The following is a 26,616-nucleotide window of genomic DNA, read 5'->3' as shown; positions in this document are numbered from 1 at the left end:
AAAGAGCGCCCCGAACAGGGCGCTTTTTTTGTGCATGAGATTTGAGTCTTGATTGATAACTTTCATGCACCCACGATGTCCCTTTCGCATTGGTTTTGTATCTGACACGACAAGGAACGTTATGCACACATTTGGTAATCGGCGTGACATAGATGGGCTGCGGGCTCTGGCCGTCATTCCGGTCGTGCTCTTTCACTTTGGTTTCAGCACGTTCAGCGGCGGCTTCGTCGGTGTCGATGTTTTCTTTGTCATTTCCGGATTTTTGATTACCAGCATCCTGTTCCGCGAGATCAGCGCGCAGCGATTCAGCTTCGTCGATTTCTGGGCTCGGCGTGCACGACGCATCATTCCGGCGCTGAGCGTGGTGCTGCTGGCAACGTTGGTGCTGGGCTGGTTGCTGCTGACGGCCAAGGACTTCTCCGAGCTGGGAAGGACGGTTCGTTATCAGTCGCTGTTCATTTCAAACATTCTGTTCATGCGCGAAGACGGCTATTTTCAGCCTGCGTCGGATCTGAAACCGCTACTTCATACCTGGTCCCTGGCCGTTGAAGAGCAGTACTACATCTTCTTTCCGCTGTTGATGGTGTTGTTGATGCGCCATGTTCGCCATTGGCGCTGGATGCTGTTTGCCGTGCTGCTGGTGTCCTTCGGGCTGAATATCGCCTATATCGAGCGCAAACCTGACGTGGCGTTCTTCTCGCTGCCGACGCGTGCCTGGGAATTGTTGTGCGGGGCCATGCTCGCGGTCTTGCCCGCGTCGAAAAAAGCGGTGCAACCGTGGCTTTATCAGTTGGTAGGCGTGGCCGGGTTGGCGGCCGTCCTGGTGGCGGTTTTCACTTTTGACAGAACTACGGTATTCCCGGGCTGGGCCGCTTTGCTACCGGTACTCGGTGCCACCGCGCTGATCTGGTCGGGTGGGCACGGTTCGACATGGGCCGGTCAGTTGTTGAGTGCCCGCGTATTCGTGTGGATCGGCTTGCTCTCCTATTCCCTGTATTTGTGGCACTGGCCGGTCTACGTCTATGCCAACGCCATTTCAATCGACGGCATTCAGCCTTGGGAGGCTGCGGGCTGGATGCTGCTGGCGCTGGGCCTGGCCTGGTTGAGCTGGCGCTTCGTCGAGCTTCCGTTTCGTGAAAAACGCCTGCTGGCCGGACGCAAGCCGGTGTTGGCGGGAGGCTTGCTGGCCATGGCTGCCTTGGCGGTGACCGGTTCAGTGGTGCGCTCGGCGGATGGTTTCCCCCAGCGGCTGACCGGCAAGGCGCTGGAGTATGCGCAGGCTCGGGAATGGCGGGCCGGGCAGATGAAATGCATGCTGGTGACCAAGGACAAGAAACTGGACAAGGCGTGTCTGCTGGGCGGGAACGAAGAGGTTCCGGCGACCCGAATGATTTGGGGCGACAGTCACGCCGCAGCGCTGTTGCCGGCCATCAAAAGTGGCGCCATCCGCGAAGGGCGTCCGGTGTGGCTTTACAGCATGAGCGCCTGTCCGCCGATCCTCAGCGATGACCCGCGCCAGCGCTGCAAGGATTTCAACGAACAGACGATGGAGCAGGTCCGCCGCCTGCAAATCAAGGATGTGGTGCTGGCTTCCAACTGGAGTCTGTACGTTTACGGCCGTGAAGACGGCGATAAAAAGGTGTTGCTCAATGAGCACGACAATATCGCCCAGGCCGAGGCGCGCATGGCCGCAGCGCTCAAGGCTCGGGTGGCGGCGATAAGGGAAGCGGGCGCGCAGGTCTGGCTGTTCAAGGAAGTGCCGCTGCAGCGCAAGGGCGCGGTTAGTCGACTGACGAGCCTGGCCCGGGTCGGGCGCTCGGCCGAGGGGCTGGGGCGTCCGCTCGAAGAGCACTTGGTGCGCCAGCATTTTCTCAGTGCCTTGTTCGACTCGATGAGCGCCGCCGACCCCGGCGTGCATGTGATCGATCCTGCGCCGCTGATGTGTGCGGACCGGGTCTGCAGCATCGAGGTCAATGGTCATTCACAGTACAAGGATGAGGATCATCTGTCGGACACCGGCAGCGCCCGGCTGAGTCCGTTGTTTGCTCCGGTGTTGCTGGGCGCAAATCACAATTGATCGCTGCTGCGCACTGACGGACTGCTGTTTGGCCGTCAGAGCAGGTAGGATGTACGCCTATTTTCGGGGTGGCATCTTCAATGAAATTCAAGGACCTTCGGGATTTCGTGCAGCAACTTGAGCAGCGCGGAGAGTTGAAACGCATCCAGATTCCCGTCTCTCCAGTGCTGGAGATGACGGAAGTCTGCGACCGCACGCTACGGGCCAAAGGCCCGGCGTTGCTGTTCGAAAAGCCGACTGGCTACGATATTCCGGTGCTTGGCAACCTGTTCGGCACCCCGGAGCGGGTGGCCATGGGCATGGGCGCCGAAGCGGTCAGCGAACTGCGCGAGATCGGCAAGCTGCTGGCGTTCCTCAAGGAGCCCGAGCCACCGAAAGGTCTGAAGGACGCCTGGTCGAAGCTGCCGATCTTCCGCAAGATCATCGCCATGGCGCCCAAGGTCGTCAAAGACGCGGTCTGCCAGGAAGTGGTCATCGAAGGCGACGACGTCGACCTCGCGATGCTGCCGGTGCAGACCTGCTGGCCCGGCGACGTCGCCCCGCTGATCACCTGGGGCCTGACCGTCACCAAAGGTCCGAACAAGGACCGCCAGAACCTCGGCATCTACCGCCAGCAAGTGATCGGCCGCAACAAGGTCATCATGCGTTGGCTGAGCCACCGTGGCGGCGCGCTGGATTACCGCGAGTGGTGCGAGAAGCATCCGGGCCAGCCGTTCCCGGTATCCGTAGCGCTGGGCGCCGACCCGGCGACCATTCTCGGCGCCGTGACGCCGGTGCCGGACAGCCTCTCCGAATACGCTTTCGCCGGTCTGCTGCGCGGTAACCGCACCGAACTGGTGAAGTGTCGCGGCAACGACCTGCAAGTGCCAGCCACCGCCGAAATCATCCTCGAAGGCGTGATCCACCCGGGCGAAATGGCCGACGAAGGTCCGTACGGCGACCACACCGGTTACTACAACGAAGTCGACAGCTTCCCGGTGTTCACTGTCGAGCGCATTACCCATCGGATCAAACCGATCTACCACAGTACCTACACCGGCCGTCCGCCGGATGAACCGGCGATTCTTGGCGTGGCGCTGAACGAAGTGTTCGTGCCGATCCTGCAGAAGCAGTTCCCGGAGATCACCGACTTCTACCTGCCGCCCGAAGGCTGCTCGTATCGCATGGCCATCGTGACCATGAAGAAGTCGTATCCTGGCCATGCCAAGCGGGTAATGCTCGGTGTCTGGTCGTTTTTGCGACAGTTCATGTACACCAAGTTCGTTATCGTCACTGACGACGATATCAACGCACGGGACTGGAACGACGTGATCTGGGCCATCACCACGCGCATGGACCCCAAGCGCGACACGGTGATGATCGACAACACGCCGATCGACTACCTCGACTTCGCCTCGCCGGTCTCCGGCCTGGGTTCGAAAATGGGGCTCGATGCCACGCATAAATGGCCGGGCGAAACCACGCGCGAGTGGGGCCGGGTCATCGTCAAGGATGATGCCGTGACCCAACGGATCGATGCCATCTGGAATCAGTTAGGAATAGATTGATGCGTGTAACCTTGCAGCCCTCCGGAGCAGTGCTTGAGATTCTGCCCGGCGAGCGGATTCTCGATGGCGCGCGGCGTCTGGGCTATGAATGCCCGCAAAGCTGCCGCAACGGCAATTGCCACGTGTGCGCCGCGCTGCTGGTGGAAGGGCGGGTCGAACAGGCCGGCCATGTGCGTGACCATGGCGAGTTCTACACTTGCATAGCAGAGCCGCTGGAAGACTGCATCGTGCTGTGGGATGGCGTGCTCGCGCTGGGAGAATTGCCGGTGCGCAGCTTGTCGTGTCAGGTCACCAGTTGCACCGAGGTCGGTGGCGATACCTGGCGGGTACGACTGCGGGCACCGGCTGGCAAGCTACCGCGTTATCACGCGGGTCAGTACCTGATGATTCATCGGGACAATGGCGAAAAGTCATCTTTCTCCCTGGCGTCGGCACCTTCTGCCGGGCGAGATCTGGAAATCCACGTGCTGGTGCGCGAGGCCAGTGCACAAAATCTGATCAAACAACTGCAGCGCGACACGATGGTGCAAATCGACATGCCATTTGGCGATGCGCATCTGGCCGAGTTGCCGGACGCTCCGTTGGTGCTGATCGCTGCGGGTACCGGCATGGGCCAGATCCATGGCCTGATCGAACATTGCCGGGCCTCGGGCTTCAAACATCCGGTGCATCTGTATTGGGGCGTGCGTCGTCCCGAAGACTTTTATGAGATCGAACATTGGGATGAATGGCTGAAACTGCCCAATCTGTTCCTGCATAAAGTCGTCAGCGATCAATGTGGCTGGCAGGGGCGTGGCGGCATGCTGCATGAGGCGGTGTGCGAAGACTTCCCGGATCTGAAATCCTTGCACGTCTATGCCAGCGGCTCTCCGGCGATGGTCTACGGCACGCTGGATGCGTTGGTCGAAGCCGGGATGGATGCTCATCAGATGCGCGCGGATGTGTTTGCGTACGCGCCTAGATGATGACGCTGCCCCCCTGTAGGAGCGAGCTTGCTCGCGATGGAGGTCAACGATAACGCGTGCAGTTGGATGCACGCGTTGTCCTTGCCTCCATCGCGAGCAAGCTCGCTCCTACAGGTCCTCTGGTTATAACCCCATATATAGCCGATTGGTATTTATAATTTTTTATAAATGCCGGTAGGTTATATGTATTCAGGCAATTATTTAAAACTGTGCCATGGCACTTAAATTGCCTTAAAACATATGTGCCTTATTGTTACAGCGGTGCGTTCTATTAAGTAATTCATCACCCGCGGGGAGCTGAACGCTATTCGCCATGACCGCCATTGAATCTGCTTTTTTGAATCTGGCTTACCCTCCGCGGCTCGATCTGGGGCCGCAGCTTACGCACGAACAATTGCTCAGCTCGATGCAATCGACCATGGCGCGCCACAAGGGCGGACCGGTCTGGCTGTTTGCCTATGGTTCGCTGATCTGGCGTCCTGAATGCGCGGCGGTTGAGCGCGTTCGTGGCCGGGTGCATGGCTACCATCGCGGTTTGTATCTATGGTCCCACGAACATCGCGGCACGCCGGAAGTGCCTGGGCTGGTGTTTGGTCTGGATCGCGGCGGCTCTTGCAGCGGCTTCGCTTACCGTTTGCCCGAAGAACAACTCGAAGCTTCGCTGTATGCCTTGTGGCAGCGCGAAATGCCATTTCCGTCCTATCGCCCACACTGGCTTAACTGCCGTCTTGAAGACGGAAGCCAGGTTCAGGCATTGGGTTTCGTGTTGGAGCGACACTTGCCCAGCTATGCCGGCAACTTGCCGGATCATGTGCTGAGCCATGTGTTCGAAAACGCTAGCGGGCGCTACGGCACCACCCGCGATTATGTCGAGCAGACCGCCCACGCCCTGCGTAGCCACGCCATGCCAGACCGGAATCTGGAGGCGCGGCTAAAGCGCTGCAAATCAAAAGCCGATCAGGTGATTGCTTCGCGGGTCTGACTGTGTGGGAATTGTTACCTCGCGACCATTTTTGACGCGGTTATGCCCGGAGTAGGGCGGGGTTTTGGGAAATGTCCTGCGCCTGAACAGGAAGCCATGGCGTTACGTAAACAATCATCGAGCCTTAACCTTTGTACTGGTGCCAGATCTGGTTTTTCAGTGGTGAAGGGGAGGGTTTATGCGGTGGTTCGTGTGTGTGCTTTTGCTGGTTTTATCTATTGAAGTTCGGGCTGGGGAGGTGTTCCTGATTCCGGAGAACAATCCCAAACCGGTTTACCCTGTGGCACTTTACCGAGACGGTATAACCGGCATGCTGCGTGTCAGTTTCATCGCCCACGCCGATGGATCGGTCAGCAAGGTAGAGGCCTCAAAGGACGCGCATCCCGAACTTGTCGAAGCCTCCCTAACGGCGGTGAGCCAATGGCGATACAAACCCTGGTCCATTTCCCGCGAGCGACCTGCGGAAATCCAGGTGGTCGCGCCGATGGTTTTCAGGTTGGACGACAAGCTGCCGATTCACGCCAATGAGGAGTTGAAAAAGTTGAGTTGTGGAGACGTCGCCAAAGTTGCGCTGCAGGTCGCAGATTTCTCCTGGGTGGATTTACCTGTGTTCAATTGGACCCGCAGTTATCTGACCCATTCCCTCTCGCCTATGCAGTTGCCCGAGGAGAAGCGTCTGGCGCTCATCGCCGAACTCAACAAGAGCGTGCCTTCGATTGTTCGGCGTTGTAATACGCATCAGGCGACGCGTTATGTGCGTTTTCTTCCTAAGGACATTCGCGAGTTGCTTTGATTGCGAGCGTGGAGCGCGGCCCGCCTTTATAGTCATGTAAACAATCAGGCCAGAACAACCTCAGGAGTTGTTCTGGCCTTGTTTGTGTCCTGCGGCGATTCAGCGAACCTGAACCACCACCTTCCCAACTGCCTTGCGCTGGCCAAGATCATTGATCGCCTGTGCCGCGTTGCTGAGCGGATACACCTGTGACACCAGCGGCTTCAGCTTGCCCTCGGCAAACCAGCCAAACAGCTGCTGGAAGTTCGCCGCGTTGTCCTGAGGCTGGCGCTGGGCAAACGATCCCCAGAACACGCCAACCACCGCTGCGCCCTTGAGCAGTGCGAGGTTTACAGGAAACTCCGGAATGCGTCCGCTGGCAAAACCGACCACCAGCAACCGGCCATTCCAGGCAATGGCGCGGATGGCCTGGTCAAACAGGTCGCCGCCGACCGGGTCGTAGATCACGTCCGCGCCCTGGCCATCGGTCAGGCGTTTGATTTCGTCCTTGAGACTGGTTTCGGTGTAGTTGATCAGTTCGTCGGCGCCGGCCGCCTTGGCTACGGCGAGTTTTTCGGCGCTGCTGGCGGCGGCGATCACGCGGGCACCCATGGCTTTGCCGATTTCCACGGCGGCGAGGCCGACACCACCGGAAGCGCCAAGCACCAGCAGGGTTTCACCCGGTTGCAGGTTGCCGCGTTGCTTGAGCGCGTGCATCGAGGTGCCGTAAGTCATGCTGAAAGCAGCGGCGGTGTTGAAGTCCATGGAGGGCGGGATCGGCAGCACGTTGTAGCCTGGAACGGCGACCTGCTCGGCAAAACTACCCCAGCCGGTCAGCGCCATGACCCGGTCGCCGACTTTCAAGTGGCTGACCTTCTCGCCCACGGCGCTGATGACGCCGGCCGCTTCGCCACCCGGGGAAAACGGGAAGGGCGGTTTGAACTGGTATTTGCCCTCGATGATCAGCGTGTCCGGGAAATTCACCCCGGCGGCGTGCACGTCCAGCAGGATTTCATTCTTCTTCGCGACAGGGCTGGCGACGTCTTCCAGCACCAGCGATTCGGCAGGGCCGAAGGCTTTGCACAGCACGGCTTTCATCAGGGCTATTCCTTTGGGAGTGATGGCCGATAAGTGTAGGTGTGTGAGTCGACGGGTCAACGAGCATGCCCCGCCCTGATAGTCAGCCATAAGCTTGTGCTTGCGCGGCGGGTCGTTATGCTAGGCCGCAAACCGGATAAGGAGCGAATTGTGAAAGCGTGGATCATGTTGTTGCTGGCCCTGTCTCTGCCTGTGGCAGCAGTGGCTGAAGAAGCCAAAGAAGGTGGAGCCCAGAAGGTCAATTACATCACCCTGAGCCCGCCGTTCGTGGGTAACTATGGGCTGGACGGCACGCCGAAGCTCAAAGTCTACAAGGCTGATGTGGCATTGCGGGTGACCGGTGACGAGGCGACCAAACTGGTGAAGGCCAACGAGCCGTTGATTCGTAATCAGCTGGTGGCGCTGTTTGCCCAGCAGACTACCGAGGCGATGAACAACGTCGAGGCCAAGGAAAAGCTGCGTCAGGAAGCGTTGAAGCAGACCCAGCAGATCATGAATGATGAGACTGGCAAGCCAGTGGTTGAGGATTTGTTGTTTAACAACCTCATTATCCAGTAAGAGTTTTGCTGTCCGGGCCGGCCTCTTCGCGAGCAAGCCCGCGAAGGCATTCTTTCAGGCAATAAATTGATCAAGGCCTTAACGTAATCACCGCCGCCCATTGCTCAGCCGTCACCGGCATCACCGACAGCCGCGAGCCTTTCTGCACCAGCGGCATCTCCGCCAGCGCCGTCTGCTGCTTTAAATAATCCAGCTTCAACACCCTGGAAAACGTCTCGACATGCGCGACATCAATCGCGCTCCAGGCGTTTTTCTCAGTGGTGGCCTTCGGATCGTAGTAATGACTTTCCGGCTCCAGTGCAGTCGGGTCCGGATAGGCCGCTTCGACAATCTTGCCGATCCCGGCAATCCCCGGCTCAGGGCAGCTGGAGTGATAGAAGAAGAACTCGTCACCGACCGCCATCGCCCTTAGAAAATTCCGCGCCTGGTAGTTGCGAACCCCGTCCCAGCGCGCTTTGCCAAGCTTCTCCAGACCTTTGATCGAGAGTTCGTCGGGCTCGGATTTCATCAGCCAGTAGGCCATGGTTTTTGCTCCTTGCGAGTCAGGTGGGCAAGTTGTCGGGCAATTTTATGACAAACCGACAGTCGGTTGACGCCAGCGTTTGCGTGTCGGTTCACGTTGTCGCAGAATGCCGGCCTTCTAAAGCTTGACGCTGCTGCACGGCCTACACCTACAACGGAAACCGCTGCTGTCATCGTATTGATGTGCCTTTGGGGGGCAATCGATGAAACGCAAACCGGATTTACTATGGATTTTGGTTATTTTGTTCGGCCTTGGCGTCGTGACCACTGGCTATGCCCAAAGCCTGTGGAACAACAAGACCGATGCGCCAATTGAAATCGCGCAGCAACAACAGCCGTCGGCCTTCAAGCGCTGATCCTGTCTTTTCGACGCCGCTGATTCCAGTGGCGTCTAGCCTGAGAAGTAGCAGGCCCTGTCCGTAACCGTTCCTTGCAACGGTACATCCCAGCTCGCTTGCGCCAAGCGCTCGACCTTCTGACATTCATGGGCCAGGCCCAATAGCGTCGGTTTGCGCCAGTTTTTGCGTCGCGCCAGGTAGGCCAGGCTTCGATCGTAGAAGCCGCCGCCCATACCGAGTCGTCCGCCGACATCGTCGAATCCCACCAAGGGCAACAGCACCAGATCGAGCGCCCAGACTTTGCGTTGCCGGGCGAGGTTGTGCCTGGGTTCGAGAATGCGAAAACGGTTGGGTTTCAGTTTTTCACCAGGACGAATCCGCTGGAACACCATTTTGGTCCGTGGCCAGGCGCTGAGCACCGGCAGATAAGTCGCCTTGCCCCGACGTTGCGCGGCGCGCAGCAACACGCGCGGGTCGATTTCACCATCGGTCGGCAGGTACAGGGAGATATGTTTTGCGCGGCGAAACAACGGCTGCTGGGCCAATTGTTTGTACAGCCCGCGAGCGGCCTGGCGTTGCTGACTGGGTGTGAGTGCGCGGCGGGCCTTGCGCAGCATGCGTCGAAGTTGCGGGCGGGGCAGCAGCGCAGGTTCGGTCATGGATTCGGGCTTCAGAAGGGTCGGGTACATAAAGCGTACCCGTAAAAAAGCCGATGCCGGTATTTAAACCGGCATCGGACTGGAATCAGGCTCCCCGGATGAACCGCTGCTGACTTAGCCCTTGAACCCGAAAGTTCAAGGTGGAAGATGCAGTAGGCTTTAAGGCTTTCCGTCTAGCGGACATGCACACCAGCCCAACGTGCAGCCTCCAGGGTAGTGCGAATCGGCTCAGGGACGTGGTCAACTGGCAAGCACCCCAGGGAGTGCAGCGAGTATAACCCAAGCGGTCCGACGAATCAGCCCTTGGTGACGTCCGGATCGGTGGCGAGCACCAGATCGACGCGGTCCAGCAGGTCACGAACCTGCTCGCGGGTCGAGCCGCTGGCCTGCACATCCGGGCGTTCTTCCTTGTGCAGAAGATCGTGCGTGATGTTCAGCGCGGCCATCACGGCGATGCGATCGGCGCCGATGACTTTGCCGCTGCTGCGGATTTCGCGCATCTTGCCGTCCAGGTAACGGGCAGCGCTCACCAGATTGCTGCGCTCTTCCTGAGGGCAGATGATCGAATATTCTTTGTCGAGGATCTGCACGGTAACGCTATTGCTTGAACTCATGAGTCTTGCTCCAGGGCCTTGAGGCGCGAAATCATCGATTCGACCTTACGCCGGGCGATTTCGTTTTTTTCAATGAGGTGAGCGCGTTCCTCGCGCCAGGTCTTTTCCTGAGCTAATAGGAGTCCGTTTTGACTCTTAAGTTGCTCGACCCGCTTAATCAGCAGTTCGAGTCTGGCCATCAGCGCTTGCAGGTCGGTGTCTTCCATTATGTCCACTGAGTCATATCTGATGGGTGGTTGCGTGCGGACTACTGTAGGAGCGAGCTTGCTCGGGATGGACGTCAACGATAACACTGGGAGCCTGTTACCCCGTTGCGTTCTCGGGTTCATCGCGAGCAAGCTCGCTCCTACAGGGGTAGTCGATGTAGGATACAAGGCCTTCATTCTAGACATAGCGCCGTCTGGCGCCTAGCTGCCCATGCCCATTCAGAATTCCCCGTACCAAGCCTTCGCCACCCTGCTGACTTCCAGCGGTCACCCCGTCTCGCCTGCCGAACTGCACGGCCTGCTCCTCGGTCGCAGTTGCGCCGGTGCCGGCTTCGATGCCGAAGGCTGGCTGGTTGATGCCGCCGAGCTGCTCGAAGGCGAACCGCAAGACAACGTTCGCAACGCCTTGATCGGCCTGCAAGAGATGGTCAAGGGCGAGCTCACCGGCGACGACGTGACCGTCGTTCTGCTGCTGCCGACGGATGACGAGCCGCTGGCTGACCGTGCCGCCGCACTGGGCCAATGGTGCCAGGGCTTCCTCAGCGGTTTCGGCTTGAACTGCCGTGACAGTAGCATGCTGAGCACCGAGGCCACCGAAGTGTTGCAGGATCTGGCGGCCATCGCCCAGGTGCAAGACGCGCTGGAAGAATCCGACGACGGCGAAAGCGACTACATGGAAGTGATGGAATACCTGCGTGTCGCGCCGCTGCTGCTGTTCTCCGAAACCAGGAAGCCGGACGCACCGGCTGCCGCCAAACCGTCGTTGCATTAATCGCGAGCCAGGAAAAGCCATCTGCCCATGATTCATATCCCGAAATCGGAATACAGCCGTCGCCGCAAGGCCTTGATGGCGCAGATGGAACCCAACAGCATTGCCATTTTACCCGCCGCCGCGGTAGCCATCCGCAATCGCGATGTCGAGCACGTTTACCGCCAGGACAGCGACTTCCAGTACCTCAGCGGTTTCCCCGAGCCTCAAGCCGTTATCGTGCTGATGCCGGGTCGTGAGCATGGCGAATACCTGTTGTTCTGCCGTGAACGCAACGCCGAGCGAGAACTCTGGGACGGCCTGCGTGCCGGCCAGGAAGGCGCGATCCGTGACTTTGGCGCCGACGACGCGTTTCCCATTACCGACATCGACGACATCCTGCCGGGCCTGATTGAAGGCCGCGACCGAGTGTATTCGGCCATGGGCAGCAACCCGGAGTTCGATCGACACCTGATGGACTGGATCAATGTGATCCGCTCCAAGGCGCACCTCGGCGCCCGGCCGCCGAACGAATTCGTTGCGCTGGATCATCTGCTGCACGACATGCGCCTGTATAAATCGGCGGCAGAAGTTAAGGTGATGCGCGAAGCCGCACGGATTTCCGCTCAGGCGCATATCCGTGCGATGAAGGCCAGCCGGGCCGGGTTGCATGAGTTCAGCCTTGAAGCCGAGCTCGATTACGAGTTCCGCAAGGGCGGGGCGAAGATGCCGGCTTACGGCTCGATCGTCGCGGCGGGGCGCAACAGCTGCATCCTGCATTACCAGCAGAACGACGCGGTGCTCAAGGAGGGTGATCTGGTGCTGATCGACGCCGGTTGTGAAATCGACTGTTACGCTAGCGACATCACGCGCACCTGGCCGGTCAATGGCAAGTATTCAGCGGAGCAGAAAGCGATCTACGAGCTGGTGCTGGCTTCGCAAGAAGCGGCATTCGCCGAAATCGCCCCGAACAAACACTGGAATCAGGCGCATGAAGCCACGGTTCGGGTGATTACTGCCGGGCTGGTGAAGCTGGGCCTGTTGCAGGGCGATGTCGACGAGCTGATCGCCAGCGAAGCCTATAAAGCGTTTTACATGCACCGCGCCGGCCACTGGCTCGGCATGGATGTGCATGACGTCGGCGAGTACAAGGTTGGCGGCGAATGGCGTGTGCTGGAAGTCGGCATGGCGCTGACCGTGGAACCGGGCATCTACATTGCCCCGGGCAACCAGAACGTAGCGAAGAAATGGCGCGGCATTGGCGTGCGCATCGAGGACGACGTCGTGGTGACCAAAACCGGCTGTGAAATCCTGACCAACGGCGTGCCGAAAACGGTCGCCGAGATCGAGGCCTTGATGGCTGACGCGCGGACGGAAGCGGCATGAGTCGAGTCAATCTGGCAATCATCGGTGGCGGTCTGGTCGGTGCCAGCCTGGCATTGGCGCTACAGGCCGGGGCCAAGGCGCGCGGCTGGAAGATCGTGCTGATCGAGCCGTTTGCCCCCGGCGACACCTATCAACCGAGCTACGACGCCCGTTCTTCGGCGCTGTCCTACGGCGCCAAGCAGATTTATCAACGGTTGGGCGTATGGCAGGAAATCTCCCGCCGCGCCGAGCCGATCAAGCAGATTCACGTCTCGGACCGTGGCCGTTTCTCCACCGCACGATTGTCGGCGATGGAAGAGGGCGTGCCGGCGCTGGGCTATGTGGTGGAAAACGCATGGCTCGGCCAATGCCTCTGGCAAGGTCTGGACAAGGACGTGGTCACCTGGCGCTGCCCGGCGGAAGTCACGCGCCTGGAACCGGTGACCGATGGCTATCGCCTGACGCTCAATGATGAAACCACCCTGGAATGCGACCTTGCGGTGCTCGCTGATGGCGGCCGTTCCGGTCTGCGCGAGCAACTGGGGATCGGCATCAAGAAACGCCCGTACAACCAGAGTGCGCTGATCGCCAACATCACCCCGAGCGAAGCGCATAACGGCATGGCGTTCGAACGTTTCACCGACGACGGCCCGATGGCGTTGTTGCCGCTGCCGGAAAACCGCTGCGCCCTGGTCTGGACCCGTCTGGGCATGGACGCGCAACGGCTGGCGGCCCTTGATGAGCGCAGTTTTCTCAGCGAATTGCAGGGCGTGTTCGGTTATCGCCTTGGCACCTTGAAACAGGTCGGCGTGCGGCATCTTTATCCGCTGACACTGATTGAAGCCGAAGAGCAGGTGCGTCCGCATCTGGCGATTCTCGGCAACGCCGCTCACAGCCTGCATCCGATTGCCGGCCAGGGTTTCAACCTGTCCCTGCGTGATGCGCAGGCGTTGGCGGATGCGCTGCTGGCGAGCGAGAAAGCGCCCGGCGACTTTGCGACCTTGCAGGCTTACCGCGAGGGCCAGCGGATGGATCAAAACCTGACCGTGGGGTTTTCCGATCAGGTCACGCGATTGTTCGGCAGCACTCAACCGCTGGTTTCGCTGGGCCGAAACATTGGCTTGCTCGGCCTCGATCTGCTGCCGCCGGCCAAGCGCTGGTTCGCCCGACAGGCCATGGGTCTGGGTACGCGTTCCGATGGTTAAGTGGCTGACGAGCACGTTCGGCAAAGCACGATTGCTGCGTTGGTTCATGTCCTTCTACCCGCCGTACCTTGGCGCCGGGGTTCGTGTGCGACACATCAGCGATGATTTTCGCAACGTCAGGGTGTCCATGGGATTGAGCTGGTACAACCGTAATTACGTCGGCACGCAGTTCGGTGGCAGCCTGTATTCGATGGTTGATCCGTTCTATATGTTGATGCTGATGGAAAACCTCGGACGCCACTACATCGTCTGGGACAAAGCGGCGGACATCGATTTCATCTCGCCGGGCAAAGGCCCGGTGTTCGCCAGCTTCAGGATCGACGAAACCTTGCTCGACGAGATCCGCCAACAAACGGTTAACGGCGAAAAATACCTGCCGCAATTGCAGGTCGATATCCACGACGGCGCCGGCACCCTGGTGGCGCGGGTCCAGAAAACCCTTTACGTGCGGCTCAAGCCGCAAGCGAGACAGGCTTAAAGCATGGAAATGCGCGCAGATCTGTTGATTGTCGGGGCCGGAATGGTCGGCAGCACCCTGGCGCTGGCGTTACAGGACAGCGGGCTGGAAGTCCTGCTGCTGGACGGTAGCCCGATGAGCGTCAAACCCTTCGACGGGCAGGCGTCGTTCGAGCCGCGAGTGAGCGCCTTGTCGGCTGCCAGCCAACGGATTCTTGAGCGATTGGGTGTCTGGGACGGCATCGCCGAGCGGCGCTGCAGTCCATACACCGATATGCACGTGTGGGATGGCAGCGGCACCGGGCAGATCCACTTTTCGGCCACCAGTGTGCATGCCGAGGTGCTCGGGCATATCGTCGAGAACCGTGTGGTTCAGGACGCCTTGCTCGACCGCTTGCACGACTGCGACCTGGGAATGCTGGCCAATGCGCGTCTGGAGCAGATGCGCCGCTCCGGTGATGACTGGCTGCTGACCCTGGCCGATGGCCGTACGTTGCGGGCGCCGTTGGTGATCGCGGCGGACGGTGCCAACTCGGCGGTGCGGCGCCTGACCGGTGTGGCCACGCGCGAGTGGGATTATCTGCATCATGCGATCGTCACCAGCGTGCGCAGCTCACAACCTCACCAAATGACGGCCTGGCAGCGGTTTACCGATCAGGGTCCATTGGCGTTTCTGCCGCTGGAGCGGGACGGTCGGCAGGATTGGTGCTCGATCGTCTGGTCGACCACGCCGAGTGAGGCCGAACGCTTGATGGCGCTGGATGACGATAGGTTCTGTCGTGAACTGGAGCGCGCCTTCGAGGGCCGACTCGGAACGGTGGAGAGCGCCGACCCGCGTCTGTGCGTGCCGCTGCGTCAGCGCCATGCAAAGCGTTACGTGGCTGAAGGCCTGGCACTGATAGGTGATGCCGCGCACACCATTCACCCGTTGGCCGGGCAGGGCGTGAACCTCGGTTTCCTCGATGCCGCCGTGCTTGCCGAAGTGCTATTGCAAGCGGCTGAACGTGGCGAGCGGTTGGCGGACGTGAAAGTGCTGAGCCGCTTCGAGCGCCGGCGCATGCCGCATAACCTCGCGTTGATGGCGGCGATGGAGGGCTTTGAGCGTTTGTTCCAGGCGGATCCATTGCCGGTACGCTGGTTGCGTAATACCGGGTTGAAGATGGTTGATCAGATGCCGGAGGCCAAGGCGTTGTTTGTGCGAGAGGCGCTGGGGTTGATCGGGGATTTGCCGGCGCTCGCCAAGGCCTGACATCTTCGCTGGGGCTGATGGCCCTTTCGCGAGCAAGCCCGCTCCCACATGGGAATGCATTTCAAAATGTGGGAGCGGGCTTGCTCGCGAAGACGTCGGCACATCCACCACACATTTCAAACCGTGCAACATCTGGTAACTCCTCCGCAAACTGTTCGATTGAGAAGCTAAATGTGAGTCCTTATCATTTGCCCTCACTTTTCCATATCGAGAGATCGCTCCCATGTTGGCACCGAAGCGTCTACTGACCGCACTCGCCCTGACCCTGATCGGCAGCACTGCCGCCCAGGCCGCTGACGAGGTGGTGGTTTACTCCTCGCGTATCGACGAGCTGATCAAACCGGTATTCGATGCCTACACCGCGAAAACCGGTGTGCAGGTGAAATTCATCACCGACAAGGAAGCCCCGTTGATGCAGCGCATCAAGGCCGAGGGCGAGAACGCCACCGCCGACCTGCTGCTGACAGTCGATGCCGGCAACCTCTGGCAAGCCGAGCAAATGGGCATCCTGCAACCCTTCACCTCGAAAACCATCGACGCCAACATTCCGCTGCAATACCGCGCGGCTTCTCATGCCTGGACCGGCCTGAGCCTGCGGGCGCGAACCATCGCTTACTCCACCGACCGGGTGAAACCGGGCGAGCTGACCACTTACGAAGGTCTGGCCGACAAGAATTGGGAAGGCCGCCTGTGCCTGCGCACGGCGAAGAAGGTCTACAACCAGTCGCTGACCGCCACCATGATCGAAGTGCATGGCGCCGACAAAACCGAGAAGATCCTCAAGGGCTGGGTCAACAACCTGTCCACCGATGTGTTCTCCGACGACATCGCGGTGCTGGAAGCCATCAATGCCGGCCAGTGCGACGTCGGCATCGTCAACACTTACTACTACGGTCGTTTGCACAAGCAGAAGCCTGACCTGGCGGTGAAACTGTTCTGGCCGAACCAGGCTGATCGTGGTGTGCATGTGAACCTGTCGGGCATCGGCCTCACCAAGCACGCGCCGCACCCGGAAGCGGCCAAGGCGTTGGTTGAGTGGATGACCACCCCTGAAGCGCAAAAGATTTTCGCTGATGTGAACCAGGAATTCCCGGCCAACCCTGCCGTTCAGCCGTCCGAGGAAGTCGCCGCCTGGGGCAAGTTCGTCGCTGATAATTTGCCTGTGGAAGTCGCCGGCAAACGTCAGGCTGAAGCAATTCGCATGATGGATCGGGCTGGCTGGAACTGAATCCTCAATGGCGAGAGAGCTTGTTGTGGCGAGGGAGCTTGCTCCCGCTGGGCTGCGAAGCGGCCCCAACTGCGCCAGACAGGTCATGAGCGTGGTGATCTGATAACCTTTTGCGGCTGCTTCGCACCCGAGCGGGAGCAAGCTCCCTCGCCACAAAATGCGACTCACTGCAGACCTGCATCCGCTTCACATTTTCTAGAGAACTTCCTTGGCCCACCCCGCCCAACGCCGCTGGTATCCCCTGGTCTTCGCCATCGCTGCGCTGGTCCTGCTGCCCCTCAGCGTTTTGCTGTTGTCCTGGCAAACCATCGATCATCAAATCTGGTCCCACCTCTGGGACACCCAGATGCCGCGCCTGCTGGGCAACACGCTGACCCTGGTACTCGGCGTCGGTGTCGGCGTCACGCTGTTGGGCGTCAGCCTCGCCTGGCTCACCAGTCTCTGTGAGTTTCCCGGGCGGCGCTGGCTGGATTGGGCGCTGATGCTGCCTTTCGCCATTCCCGCCTATGTGCTGGCTTTCGTTTTCGTCGGTCTGCTGGATTTCGCCGGCCCCGTGCAAACCCTGATGCGCGAATGGTTCGGCACTGGCCTGCGGTTACCGCGAGTGCGCTCCACGGGCGGTGTCATCCTCGTTCTGGTGCTGGTCTTTTATCCCTACGTTTACCTGTTGGCACGCACCGCGTTCCTGGCGCAAGGCAAAGGCCTGATGGAAGCGGCGCGAGTCCTGGGGCAGTCGCCGTGGCAGGCGTTCTGGCGGGTTGCCTTGCCGATGGCGCGGCCGGCCATCGGCGCGGGTGTGGCGTTGGCGCTGATGGAAACCCTGGCGGATTTCGGTGCCGTGTCGGTGTTCAATTTCGACACGTTCACGACGGCGATCTACAAAACCTGGTACGGCTTCTTCAGCCTTTCGACTGCCGCACAACTGGCCAGCCTGTTGCTGCTGGTGGTGATGGTCGTGCTGTACGGCGAGCGTCGCGCGCGCGGGGCCAACCGGACGAGCAACGAGCGACCGCGAGTGAAGGCGCTGTATCACCTTCGTGGCTTCAAAGCGCTGGCGGCGATGAGTTGGTGCGGCCTGGTGTTTGCCTGCGCCTTCGTCATTCCGGTGCTGCAACTGGTGGTGTGGTTCTGGCAGCGCGGGCGTTTCGATCTGGATGAGCGGTACACCGGGCTCATTGTTCATACACTGTATCTGGGCGGCATGGCGGCGTTGATCACCGTCAGCGTTGCGCTGGTGCTGGCGTTTGCCCGGCGCCTGGCGCCGACCCGGGCGATTCGTTCCGGTGTCAGCCTGGCCAATCTCGGCTACGCGCTGCCGGGGTCGGTGCTGGCGGTGTCGATCATGCTGGCGTTCAGTTATCTGGATCGCGAGGTGGTGATCCCCGTTTCGGGTTGGCTCGGCGGGGCGAGCAAACCTTTGCTATTGGGCAGCTTGTCGGCGTTGCTACTGGCCTATCTGGTGCGTTTCATCGCGGTGGCTTATGGACCGCTGGAAAGCAGCCTGGCGCGAATACGGCCATCTTTGCCCGAAGCGGCACGTAGCCTTGGAATCAGTGGGCCACGACTGTTTTTCAAAGTGTATCTGCCGCTATTGCTGCCCGGCACATTGAGTGCTGCGCTGCTGGTGTTCGTCGATGTGCTCAAGGAAATGCCCGCGACCCTTCTGATGCGGCCGTTTGGCTGGGACACGCTGGCCGTGCGCATCTTTGAAATGACCAGCGAAGGCGAGTGGGCGAGGGCGTCGTTGCCGGCGTTGACTCTGGTTCTGGTCGGGTTGTTACCGGTCATCGGATTGATTCGACGTTCAGCGCATCGAAACACCTAGGTGTCAGTCCTACACCTTGAGGCTACAATGCGCGGCATTCGGTGCGGTCCGTCTTACAGACCCGGTAGCTGAAATCGGCTGAAAGCCTTCTATTTCAAGGCTTTCACCCCGTGCAGCGCCTGCCCGCACCCTCGCCACGCCCGGAAGGAGAAACCCATGGGACAGCGTACGCCTCTGTATGACCTTCATCTCGCCCTCGGCGCGAAGATGGTCGATTTTGGCGGTTGGGATATGCCTCTGCATTACGGCTCGCAGGTCGAGGAACACCATCAGGTGCGCCGCGATTGCGGGGTTTTCGATGTATCCCACATGACCGTGATCGATGTCAGCGGCGGGCAGGCCAAGGCCTGGCTTCAGCATTTGCTGGCCAATGACGTCGAGCGCCTGCACAGCCCCGGCCGTGCCTTGTACAGCAGCATGCTCAACGAGCGCGGCGGTATCGTCGACGACATGATCGTCTACCGCCTCGACGAGGGTTATCGCCTGGTGGTCAACGCCTCCACCCGCGATCAGGACCTGGCGTGGATGCAGGCTCATCTTGTCGGCTTCGATGTGCAGCTCATCGAGCGCTCGGAGCTGGCGATGCTGGCCATTCAAGGCCCGCATGCCCGACACAAAATCTCCGAACTGGTCACCCAGTCTCGCGGCAACCTGATCCAGCTACTCAAGCCGTTCGAAGGTCAGCCAGACGGTGACTGGTTCATCGCGCGCACCGGTTACACCGGTGAAGACGGTCTGGAAATCATTCTGCCGGCCGATCAGGCGCCTGGCTTCTTCAATGACCTGGTGGGCGCGGGCATTTCGCCGATCGGGCTCGGCGCACGGGATACCTTGCGTGTCGAAGCCGGCATGAACCTCTACGGGCAAGACATTCATCAAGACGTTTCGCCGCTGGCCTCGAACATGGCCTGGAGCATTGCCTGGGAACCGGCCACTCGTCAGTTCATCGGCCGTGCTGCCCTGGAAGCCGAGCGGGCGGGTGGCGTTCAGCACAAACTGGTCGGTCTGGTCCTTGAGGAGCGCGGGGTTTTGCGCGCTCATCAAGTGGTCCGCATCGCCAATGTTGGCGAAGGGGAGATCACCAGTGGTAGTTTCTCTCCTACGCTTAGCAAGTCGATTGCACTGGCGCGCGTGCCGATGGCGACTGCCGACCGCGCAGAAGTGGAAATCCGTGGCAAATGGTACCCGGTCCGAGTGGTCAAACCGACCTTCGTACGCCACGGCAAAACCTTGATCTAACCTTTTCTGGCGGGCAACGACCGCTGACAATTTTCTTGAGGACACAGAACATGAGCGATATCCCTGCCGACCTGCGTTTTGCCGAAAGTCACGAATGGGCCCGTCTGGAAGCCGATGGCACCGTCACCGTGGGCATCAGCGATCACGCTCAGGAAGCCTTGGGCGATGTGGTGTTCGTCGAGCTGACCGAAGTCGGAACCGTCTTCGCTGCCGGTGATCAATCCGGTGTGGTTGAGTCGGTCAAAGCCGCTTCCGACATCTACTCCCCGGTTGCCGGTGAAGTGACTGCGATCAACGAAGAACTGAGCGCCAATCCGGAACTGCTCAACTCCGACCCGTACGGTGCCTGGATCTTCAAGCTCAAACCAAGCAACACCGCTGACCTGGACAAGCTGCTCGATGCAGCGGGCTACAAAGCCGCCATCGGCGAGTAAGCCTTCAGCGTCACCCAAAGCCCCGACTTGTCGGGGCTTTTTTGTGGGCGATAAAAATCCATCAATGTGGGAGCGGGCTTGCTCGCGAAAGCGGTGTATCAGCCACCATCAATGTTGCTGTTATACCGCTTTCGCGAGCAAGCCCGCTCCCACAGGGTTCGCTTTGGCAGTGGCTGCTATGCTGGTTTGACCGTGTTGCATCGACGTTGAGCGCCAGTCAAGAGAGAGCCCGTCATGTCCCAGTTGCCGTCCTTGAGCCAGTTACGCGATCCCAATGCCTTCCTTCGCCGCCACCTCGGGCCCGATGCCGCCGAGCAGCAGGCGATGCTCGACAGCCTCGGCGTCGGTAGCCGCGTTGAGTTGATCGAGCAGACGGTGCCGCCGGGGATTCGCCTGAACCGGGCGCTCGACTTGCCGCCCGCCCTCGACGAAGAAGCCGCGCTGGCCAAACTGCGCGGTTACGCCGAGCAGAACCAGGTCTGGACCAGCCTGATCGGCATGGGTTACCACGGCACGATCACGCCGGCCGTTATCCTGCGCAACGTGCTGGAAAATCCCGGTTGGTACACCGCTTACACGCCGTATCAACCAGAAATTGCCCAAGGCCGACTCGAAGCCTTGCTGAATTTCCAGCAATTGACCATCGACCTGACCGGGCTGGAACTGGCCAACGCCTCGCTTCTGGATGAAGCTACGGCAGCGGCGGAAGCCATGGCCCTGGCCAAGCGCGTCGCCAAGTCCAGAAGCAATCTGTTTTTTGTGGATGAGGATTGTCATCCGCAGACGATTTCCGTGGTGCAGACCCGAGCCGAAGGTTTCGGCTTCGATTTAATCATCGACACTGTGGATAACTTGAAACAGCACCAGGTGTTCGGCGCGCTGCTGCAATATCCCGACACCCACGGCGAGATCCGCGATCTGCGTCCGCTTATTGATCACCTGCATGCGCAGCAAGCCCTGGCCTGCGTCGCGACCGATCTGCTGAGCCTGCTGTTGCTGACGCCGCCGGGAGAGTTGGGGGCCGATGTGGTGTTCGGCTCATCCCAGCGATTCGGCGTGCCCATGGGTTATGGCGGCCCGCATGCCGCGTTTTTTGCCAGCCGTGATGAGTACAAACGGGCGATTCCCGGGCGGATCATCGGCGTCTCCAAAGATGCTCGCGGCAACACCGCTTTGCGTATGGCGCTGCAAACCCGCGAGCAACACATTCGCCGGGAGAAGGCCAATTCGAACATCTGCACGGCTCAAGTGCTGTTGGCCAATATCGCCAGTTTCTATGCGGTCTACCACGGTCCGGAAGGGCTGAAACGAATTGCCCAGCGCGTTCATCGACTGACCTGCATCCTCGCTGCGGGCCTGGAACGCCACGGCATCACCCGTCTCAACAGTCACTTTTTCGACACCCTGACGCTGGAGGTTGGCGGCACTCAAACGGCGATCATCGAAAGCGCCCAGGCTGCGCAAATCAATTTGCGCATTCTCGGGCGCGGGCAGTTGGGCCTGAGCCTCGACGAAACCTCCGACGAATCCACCGTTGCCAAGCTGTTCGATGTATTCCTCGGTGCCGATCATGGGCTCAACGTAGACGAACTGGACGCAGAAACCCTGCCTTCCGGCATTCCCGGCGGGCTGCTGCGTACCTCACCTTATTTGCGTCACCCGGTATTCAGCACGCATCACAGCGAAACCGAGATGCTGCGTTACCTCAAGCAACTCGAGAACAAGGACCTGGCCCTCAACCAGTCCATGATCCCGCTGGGCTCCTGCACCATGAAGCTTAATGCCACCAGCGAGATGATCCCCATCACCTGGCCGCAGTTCGCCAACCTGCATCCGTTCGTGCCGAAAGAGCAGGCGGTCGGCTATGCATTGATGATCGAAGAGCTGGAGCGCTGGCTCTGCGCGATCACCGGTTTCGATGCGATCTGCATGCAGCCCAACTCCGGCGCCCAAGGCGAATACGCCGGGTTGCTGGCGATCCGCAAATACCACGAGAGTCGTCATCAGGGCGCGCGGGATATCTGCCTGATCCCGTCCTCGGCCCACGGCACCAACCCCGCTTCAGCGCAGATGGCCGGAATGCGGGTGGTGATCGTCGAATGTGACGAAGCGGGCAACGTCGATCTGGAGGACTTAAAAGGCAAGGCTGCCGAGGCCGGCGACAAACTCGCCTGTCTGATGGCGACGTATCCATCGACTCACGGCGTGTATGAGGAAGGCATCACCGAAATCTGTGAAGTTATCCACAGCCATGGCGGCCAGGTGTACATGGATGGCGCCAACCTCAATGCGCAAGTCGGGTTGGCGCGGCCGGCGGACATTGGTGCCGACGTCTCCCACATGAACCTGCACAAGACTTTTTGCATTCCTCACGGTGGCGGCGGGCCGGGCATGGGGCCGATTGGCGTGCGCGCGCATCTGGCGCCATTTGTGGCCAATCATCCGGTGGTGGCCATTGAAGGCCCGCTTCCGCAGAACGGTGCGGTCAGCGCGGCGCCTTGGGGCAGCGCGAGCATTCTGCCGATCAGTTGGATGTACATCGCCATGATGGGCCCGCAACTGGCAGACGCCAGCGAGGTGGCGATCCTCGCTGCGAACTACCTGGCGCAGCATTTGTCCGGTGCATTCCCGGTGCTCTACACCGGGCGCAACAAGCGAGTGGCTCACGAATGCATTCTCGATCTGCGGCCACTCAAGGCACTGACCGGCATCAGCGAAGAGGACGTGGCCAAGCGCCTGATGGATTACGGCTTCCATGCGCCGACCATGTCGTTTCCGGTGCCGGGGACTTTGATGGTCGAGCCGACGGAAAGTGAATCGAAGGCGGAACTGGACCGCTTTATCGGGGCGATGCTGAGCATTCGCGCAGAAATCACCGAGGTGCAGAACGGCAACTGGCCGGCGGAAGACAACCCGCTGAAACGCTCGCCGCACACGCTGGCCGACATCACCGGGGTTTGGGAGCGGCCGTACAGCATCGAGCAAGCGGTGACGCCGGATGCGCATACCAAGGCTCATAAGTACTGGCCGGTGGTGAATCGGGTGGATAACGTCTACGGCGACCGGAATCTGTTCTGCGCCTGTGTCCCGGTGGACGATTACCGCTGAAGGCAACGCCGACCAAATGTGGGAGCGGGCTTGCTCGCGAAAGCGGTTTGACATTCGAAAATGATGTCGACTGGCACACCGCTTTCGCGAGCAAGCCCGCTCCCACAGGGGTTTTTGTCGAGCATAAAAAATGCCGCTCCTGTGAGCGGCATTTTTGTTCAGCCGTAAAGCTTATTCCGATGCGATGGCATTCTTCGCCAGGATCGCATTCGCCAGTTCCATGTCCGTGGCCTGCAGGCCAGGGTTGTCGGCGCGGACTTTCTGCATCGCGGCTTCCAGATACGGGCCGCGAATGCCGCCGTCACTGGCAACAAAACTGCCGGCATCGTCCTGCGCGGCAATGATCAGCTTGTGATCCTTGAACGTCAGGTAGGTCGAGCCGGTGGTTGCACCGGACGAAATGACGTTACGCCAAAAGCTGTCGGCCATCACCGAACCAACTGGAAGGGACAACAGGGCGATGGTAGCGACAGCAAGTTTGAGACGCATAGAGGTGACTCCACTGGGTTATCTTCGGGGTTGGATTGCCAATGGCCCTGTCGAGTTCCCTCACGGTCGCAGCTACTTCTGCTCACTCTGCGGCGTCACCCGCAACACCTCCTCAATCGTCGTCAAACCCGCAGCGACTTTCTGTGCGCCCGACAATCGCAGACTGCGCATGCCTTCCTTGAACGCCTGGCGCCGGATCGACAGCAGATCGGTGTCAGGGTTGATCAGCGCTTTGAGGCCGTCGGTCAGTTGCATGATTTCGTAAACCCCGGCGCGGCCGCGATAGCCGGTGTCGCGGCATTCCAGACAACCGATGGCGCGCTGGGCATTGCCCGGCAGCGGCGCTTGCCAGGGTTTGGTCAGGGTTTGCCAGTCTTCTTCACTCAGTGTCAGTGGTGCCTTGCAGTGCGGGCACAACGTACGGACCAGTCGCTGCGCCATGACGCCGAGCACCGTGGCTTTGATCAGGTAATGCGGCACACCGAGTTCCAGCAGACGGCTGATGGCGCTGGGTGCATCGTTGGTGTGCAACGTCGATAGCACCAGGTGGCCGGTGAGCGCGGCCTGGATCGCCATTTCAGCGGTTTCGAGATCGCGGATCTCGCCGATCATGATGATGTCCGGGTCTTGGCGCATCAGTGCGCGCACGCCAGCGGCAAAGGTCAGGTCGATGTTGTGCTGGACCTGCATCTGGTTGAAGGCCGGCTCGACCATTTCGATCGGGTCTTCGATGGTGCAGAGGTTGACCTCCGGCGTCGCCAGTTTTTTCAGCGTGGTGTAGAGCGTGGTGGTCTTGCCCGAACCGGTCGGACCGGTCACCAGAATGATGCCGTTGGGCTGGCTCGTCATGTCCTGCCAGCGGCGCAGGTCTTCGGCGGAGAAGCCCAACTGATCGAAGTTCTTGAGCAGCACTTCCGGGTCGAAGATCCGCATGACCATTTTTTCGCCAAACGCCGTCGGTAACGTCGACAGCCGCAACTCGACTTCGCCACCGTCGGGCGTCTTGGTTTTCACCCGGCCGTCCTGGGGTTTGCGTTTTTCCGCGACGTTCATCCGCCCCAGACTCTTCAGGCGACTGACGATTGCCATGCTCACCTGCGGCGGGAATTGATAGACGTTGTGCAACACACCGTCGATGCGAAAGCGCACCGTGCCTTGCTCGCGCCGGGGTTCGATGTGGATATCACTGGCGCGCTGCTGGAAGGCGTACTGGAACAACCAGTCGACGATGTTGACGATGTGCGCGTCGTTGGCGTCCGGCTCCTGATCGCTGGCGCCGAGGTTGAGCAGTTGTTCGAAGTTGCCCAGGGTGCTGGTCTGATGATCGTTGTTAGTCGCGCCACTGACCGATTTGGCCAGGCGGAAAAACTCCACGCTGAAACGCTGGATGTCCACCGGGTTGGCCACCACACGCCTGATCGGCAGTTTCAGAACGTGGGTCAGGTCGGCTTCCCAGCCTTTGACGTAAGGCTGGGCGCTGGCCACGGTCACGGCGTCGCGATCAATGGACACCGCGAGAATCTTGTGGCGCTGGGCGAAGGCGTAGGACATCAGCGGGGTAATGGCTGCGACGTTGATCTTCAGTGGGTCGATGCGTAAGTAGGGCTGGCCGGCCTGCTGCGACAACCACAGGGTCAGGCTTTCCAGGTCAAGGTGTTTGCCGGAACGACTGAGGTCGTCCAGCTGCTGGCTGGCGATGAACTCCAGCGGGTGCGTCTGGCCATTGGCAGCGTTACGGCGGCGGGCGTTGAGCGCGTTCTCGGCCGAGTCCTGGCTGATAAAACCCTGGGCGACCAGTTCGCGCAGCAAATCATTGAGATCCAGCCAGCGGTCCTGAATGGCAAGTTGAACGGACATGCGGGCTCCTCGTGAACAACAGTTCGCAAAGGATAGTCGCGGACCGGTCGACCGTTGGGCCACTACCCGACGAAGCCGTATCGAATTTTTTCAACCTGCCGCCTGAGCCGCTTCAATCCAGACAGAATCAGCCGCTTGCAGCTCAACCGAACAGACGCTGATCAGGTTACGTAATTTTTCCGCGATCACTTGCGCACGGTGCCAGCTCAGCCCGTCGATGACGATGTCGATCGACAGCAAATCGTCCATGCGCTGCACGTGGACCTGTTGCGGCGTCAGGCACTGCAGTGCGAACAGGTTGAGCGCACGGCAGAGCAGATCCGGCTCGGCCTCGGCCACCAGTTGATAGTGAGCGCGACAGTGGGCATTGCTGACGTTCCAGACATCGGCGCGAGTGGGCGGGGTGTTCACGGCTTCGAGGTTCGGCATGATCGGTCTCCAAAATCACTGGAGGAATTTTTACATTCGATGCCGGGCATTTCTTATCTATGATTGAGCTTATTGGCGATTTATCGAATCGTGTAATTCAATAAGGCATCAGTTATAGGTTTTTTAATGCAGAGCGAACTGGATGGCTACGACCGCAAGATTCTCGCGTTGCTGCAAGAGGACGCTTCGCTTTCCAGCGCGCAGATCGCCGAGCAGGTCGGGCTCTCGCAGTCGCCGTGCTGGCGACGGATTCAGAGGATGAAGGAGGAGGGGATCATTCGTGGGCAGGTGACGCTGCTGGATCGAAAGAAGATCGGGCTTAACACGCAGATTTTTGCCGAAATCAAACTCAACGCCCATGGGCGCTCCAACTTCACTGAGTTCACCGAGGCGATTCGCGGCTTTCCCGAAGTGCTGGAGTGTTATGTGCTGATGGGGTCGGTGGATTTTTTGCTGCGGATTGTGACGGCGGACATCGAGGCGTATGAGCGGTTTTTCTTTGAGAAGCTGTCGATGGTGCCGGGGATTCAGGAGGTGAACTCGATTGTGGCGTTGTCGGAGATCAAGTCGACGACGAGCTTGCCGGTCTGAAGGTATTGCGGTGAATGTGCTGGCCTCTTCGCGAGCAAGCCCGCTCCCACATTAG

General features: G+C 60.0%; 26 protein-coding genes and 1 other RNA gene. 18 read left to right on the top strand and 9 right to left on the bottom strand.

The genetic code is table 11. The annotated features are described in order from the left end of the window. The first annotated feature begins 121 nt into the window (after nucleotides 1-121). The 5 genes from ACA073_RS25420 (at nucleotide 122) to ACA073_RS25400 (ending at nucleotide 6,364) form a co-directional block, all read left to right on the top strand. A complete protein-coding gene (locus ACA073_RS25420) occupies nucleotides 122-2,077 on the top strand; it encodes an acyltransferase family protein (RefSeq protein ID WP_497400386.1) in 1,956 nt (651 codons plus the stop codon). An 80-nt stretch (nucleotides 2,078-2,157) separates the two neighbouring features. Next, entirely contained in the window at nucleotides 2,158-3,624 is a 1,467-nt protein-coding gene (gene ubiD, locus ACA073_RS25415) for a 4-hydroxy-3-polyprenylbenzoate decarboxylase (protein WP_497400384.1), read from the top strand. Further along, nucleotides 3,624-4,589, top strand: coding sequence for a CDP-6-deoxy-delta-3,4-glucoseen reductase (locus ACA073_RS25410; protein ID WP_497400382.1), 966 nt, complete (start codon nucleotides 3,624-3,626; stop codon nucleotides 4,587-4,589). Before ubiD ends, ACA073_RS25410 begins: the two co-directional genes overlap by 1 nt. A gap of 313 nt (nucleotides 4,590-4,902) precedes the next feature. Next, a complete protein-coding gene (locus ACA073_RS25405) occupies nucleotides 4,903-5,571 on the top strand; it encodes a gamma-glutamylcyclotransferase (RefSeq protein WP_497400380.1) in 669 nt (222 codons plus the stop codon). A gap of 178 nt (nucleotides 5,572-5,749) precedes the next feature. Next, nucleotides 5,750-6,364 carry an energy transducer TonB gene (locus ACA073_RS25400; RefSeq protein WP_497400378.1) on the top strand — a complete coding sequence of 205 codons (615 nt, stop codon included), beginning with the start codon at nucleotides 5,750-5,752 and terminating at the stop codon, nucleotides 6,362-6,364. A gap of 99 nt (nucleotides 6,365-6,463) precedes the next feature. On the opposite strand, the gene ACA073_RS25395 is transcribed toward ACA073_RS25400, so the two are convergent. Continuing rightward, complete coding sequence (locus tag ACA073_RS25395) at nucleotides 6,464-7,441, bottom strand: NADPH:quinone oxidoreductase family protein (protein ID WP_497400376.1); 978 nt, start codon at nucleotides 7,439-7,441, stop codon at nucleotides 6,464-6,466. A 150-nt stretch (nucleotides 7,442-7,591) separates the two neighbouring features. Here ACA073_RS25395 and ACA073_RS25390 point away from each other — a divergent pair, with 150 nt between their 5' ends. Then, nucleotides 7,592-7,999 carry a flagellar basal body-associated protein FliL gene (locus tag ACA073_RS25390; RefSeq protein WP_497400374.1) on the top strand — a complete coding sequence of 136 codons (408 nt, stop codon included), beginning with the start codon at nucleotides 7,592-7,594 and terminating at the stop codon, nucleotides 7,997-7,999. Between the two features lie 70 nt (nucleotides 8,000-8,069). Here the strand turns inward: ACA073_RS25390 and ACA073_RS25385 are convergent, their stop codons facing one another. After that, entirely contained in the window at nucleotides 8,070-8,522 is a 453-nt protein-coding gene (locus ACA073_RS25385; protein WP_497400372.1) for an EVE domain-containing protein, read from the bottom strand. Between the two features lie 202 nt (nucleotides 8,523-8,724). Between ACA073_RS25385 and ACA073_RS25380 the strand changes: the two genes are divergently transcribed. Next, entirely contained in the window at nucleotides 8,725-8,877 is a 153-nt protein-coding gene (locus tag ACA073_RS25380) for a hypothetical protein (protein ID WP_007942433.1), read from the top strand. Between the two features lie 35 nt (nucleotides 8,878-8,912). Here ACA073_RS25380 and ACA073_RS25375 read toward each other — a convergent pair whose 3' ends face one another. The 4 genes from ACA073_RS25375 to ACA073_RS25360 form a co-directional block, all read right to left on the bottom strand. Beyond that, entirely contained in the window at nucleotides 8,913-9,518 is a 606-nt protein-coding gene (locus ACA073_RS25375) for a 5-formyltetrahydrofolate cyclo-ligase (RefSeq protein ID WP_497404226.1), read from the bottom strand. An 87-nt stretch (nucleotides 9,519-9,605) separates the two neighbouring features. Continuing rightward, a non-coding RNA gene (ssrS, locus tag ACA073_RS25370) (6S RNA) lies at nucleotides 9,606-9,784 on the bottom strand. Nucleotides 9,785-9,814: 30 nt separating this feature from the next. Further along, on the bottom strand, nucleotides 9,815-10,132 hold the full coding sequence (locus ACA073_RS25365) for a cell division protein ZapA (RefSeq protein WP_007942435.1): 318 nt from the start codon (nucleotides 10,130-10,132) through the stop codon (nucleotides 9,815-9,817). After that, nucleotides 10,129-10,338: a TIGR02449 family protein gene (locus ACA073_RS25360; protein ID WP_461952723.1), complete on the bottom strand. Its 210-nt coding sequence runs from the start codon at nucleotides 10,336-10,338 to the stop codon at nucleotides 10,129-10,131. The genes ACA073_RS25365 and ACA073_RS25360 overlap by 4 nt, the downstream gene beginning before the upstream one ends. A 211-nt stretch (nucleotides 10,339-10,549) precedes the next feature. Here ACA073_RS25360 and ACA073_RS25355 point away from each other — a divergent pair, with 211 nt between their 5' ends. From ACA073_RS25355 to gcvP, 10 genes are all read left to right on the top strand, one after another. Then, complete coding sequence (locus tag ACA073_RS25355) at nucleotides 10,550-11,110, top strand: YecA/YgfB family protein (RefSeq protein ID WP_497400370.1); 561 nt, start codon at nucleotides 10,550-10,552, stop codon at nucleotides 11,108-11,110. Between the two features lie 27 nt (nucleotides 11,111-11,137). Continuing rightward, nucleotides 11,138-12,472, top strand: coding sequence for a Xaa-Pro aminopeptidase (gene pepP / locus ACA073_RS25350; RefSeq protein WP_497400368.1), 1,335 nt, complete (start codon nucleotides 11,138-11,140; stop codon nucleotides 12,470-12,472). Beyond that, entirely contained in the window at nucleotides 12,469-13,656 is a 1,188-nt protein-coding gene (gene ubiH / locus ACA073_RS25345; protein ID WP_497400366.1) for a 2-octaprenyl-6-methoxyphenyl hydroxylase, read from the top strand. Before pepP ends, ubiH begins: the two co-directional genes overlap by 4 nt. Next, a complete protein-coding gene (locus tag ACA073_RS25340) occupies nucleotides 13,649-14,134 on the top strand; it encodes a DUF4442 domain-containing protein (RefSeq protein ID WP_497400365.1) in 486 nt (161 codons plus the stop codon). Before ubiH ends, ACA073_RS25340 begins: the two co-directional genes overlap by 8 nt. Before the next feature lie 9 nt (nucleotides 14,135-14,143). Next, complete coding sequence (locus ACA073_RS25335; RefSeq protein ID WP_497404224.1) at nucleotides 14,144-15,361, top strand: 2-octaprenyl-3-methyl-6-methoxy-1,4-benzoquinol hydroxylase; 1,218 nt, start codon at nucleotides 14,144-14,146, stop codon at nucleotides 15,359-15,361. A 223-nt stretch (nucleotides 15,362-15,584) separates the two neighbouring features. Next, entirely contained in the window at nucleotides 15,585-16,589 is a 1,005-nt protein-coding gene (locus ACA073_RS25330; protein WP_497400363.1) for an extracellular solute-binding protein, read from the top strand. Nucleotides 16,590-16,797: 208 nt separating this feature from the next. Continuing rightward, a complete protein-coding gene (locus ACA073_RS25325; RefSeq protein WP_497400361.1) occupies nucleotides 16,798-18,414 on the top strand; it encodes an ABC transporter permease in 1,617 nt (538 codons plus the stop codon). Nucleotides 18,415-18,570: 156 nt separating this feature from the next. Beyond that, nucleotides 18,571-19,653 (top strand): glycine cleavage system aminomethyltransferase GcvT, encoded by a 1,083-nt coding sequence (gene gcvT / locus ACA073_RS25320; RefSeq protein WP_497400359.1) that lies wholly within the window; start codon nucleotides 18,571-18,573, stop codon nucleotides 19,651-19,653. Between the two features lie 50 nt (nucleotides 19,654-19,703). Continuing rightward, nucleotides 19,704-20,087: a glycine cleavage system protein GcvH gene (gene gcvH / locus ACA073_RS25315; RefSeq protein ID WP_497400357.1), complete on the top strand. Its 384-nt coding sequence runs from the start codon at nucleotides 19,704-19,706 to the stop codon at nucleotides 20,085-20,087. A gap of 234 nt (nucleotides 20,088-20,321) precedes the next feature. Continuing rightward, nucleotides 20,322-23,195, top strand: a complete 2,874-nt coding sequence (gcvP, locus tag ACA073_RS25310; protein ID WP_497400355.1) for an aminomethyl-transferring glycine dehydrogenase — start codon at nucleotides 20,322-20,324, stop codon at nucleotides 23,193-23,195. A 171-nt stretch (nucleotides 23,196-23,366) separates the two neighbouring features. Here the strand turns inward: gcvP and ACA073_RS25305 are convergent, their stop codons facing one another. From ACA073_RS25305 to ACA073_RS25295, 3 genes are all read right to left on the bottom strand, one after another. Next, nucleotides 23,367-23,684 carry a DUF2388 domain-containing protein gene (locus tag ACA073_RS25305; RefSeq protein ID WP_497400353.1) on the bottom strand — a complete coding sequence of 106 codons (318 nt, stop codon included), beginning with the start codon at nucleotides 23,682-23,684 and terminating at the stop codon, nucleotides 23,367-23,369. A 72-nt stretch (nucleotides 23,685-23,756) separates the two neighbouring features. Then, complete coding sequence (gene tfpB / locus ACA073_RS25300; protein ID WP_497400351.1) at nucleotides 23,757-25,541, bottom strand: type IV pilus assembly ATPase TfpB; 1,785 nt, start codon at nucleotides 25,539-25,541, stop codon at nucleotides 23,757-23,759. A 90-nt stretch (nucleotides 25,542-25,631) separates the two neighbouring features. Further along, nucleotides 25,632-25,970: an ACT-like domain-containing protein gene (locus ACA073_RS25295; RefSeq protein WP_497400349.1), complete on the bottom strand. Its 339-nt coding sequence runs from the start codon at nucleotides 25,968-25,970 to the stop codon at nucleotides 25,632-25,634. Between the two features lie 126 nt (nucleotides 25,971-26,096). On the opposite strand from ACA073_RS25295, the gene ACA073_RS25290 reads away from it, so the two are divergent. Beyond that, nucleotides 26,097-26,561, top strand: coding sequence for an Lrp/AsnC family transcriptional regulator (locus ACA073_RS25290; protein ID WP_027926471.1), 465 nt, complete (start codon nucleotides 26,097-26,099; stop codon nucleotides 26,559-26,561). Nucleotides 26,562-26,616: the final 55 nt, after the last annotated feature.

The organism is Pseudomonas sp. LBUM1670, assembly GCF_059695695.1.
The sequence above is the reverse complement of the archived record's forward strand: the minus strand, read 5'-3'. Positions and strand labels throughout refer to the sequence as shown.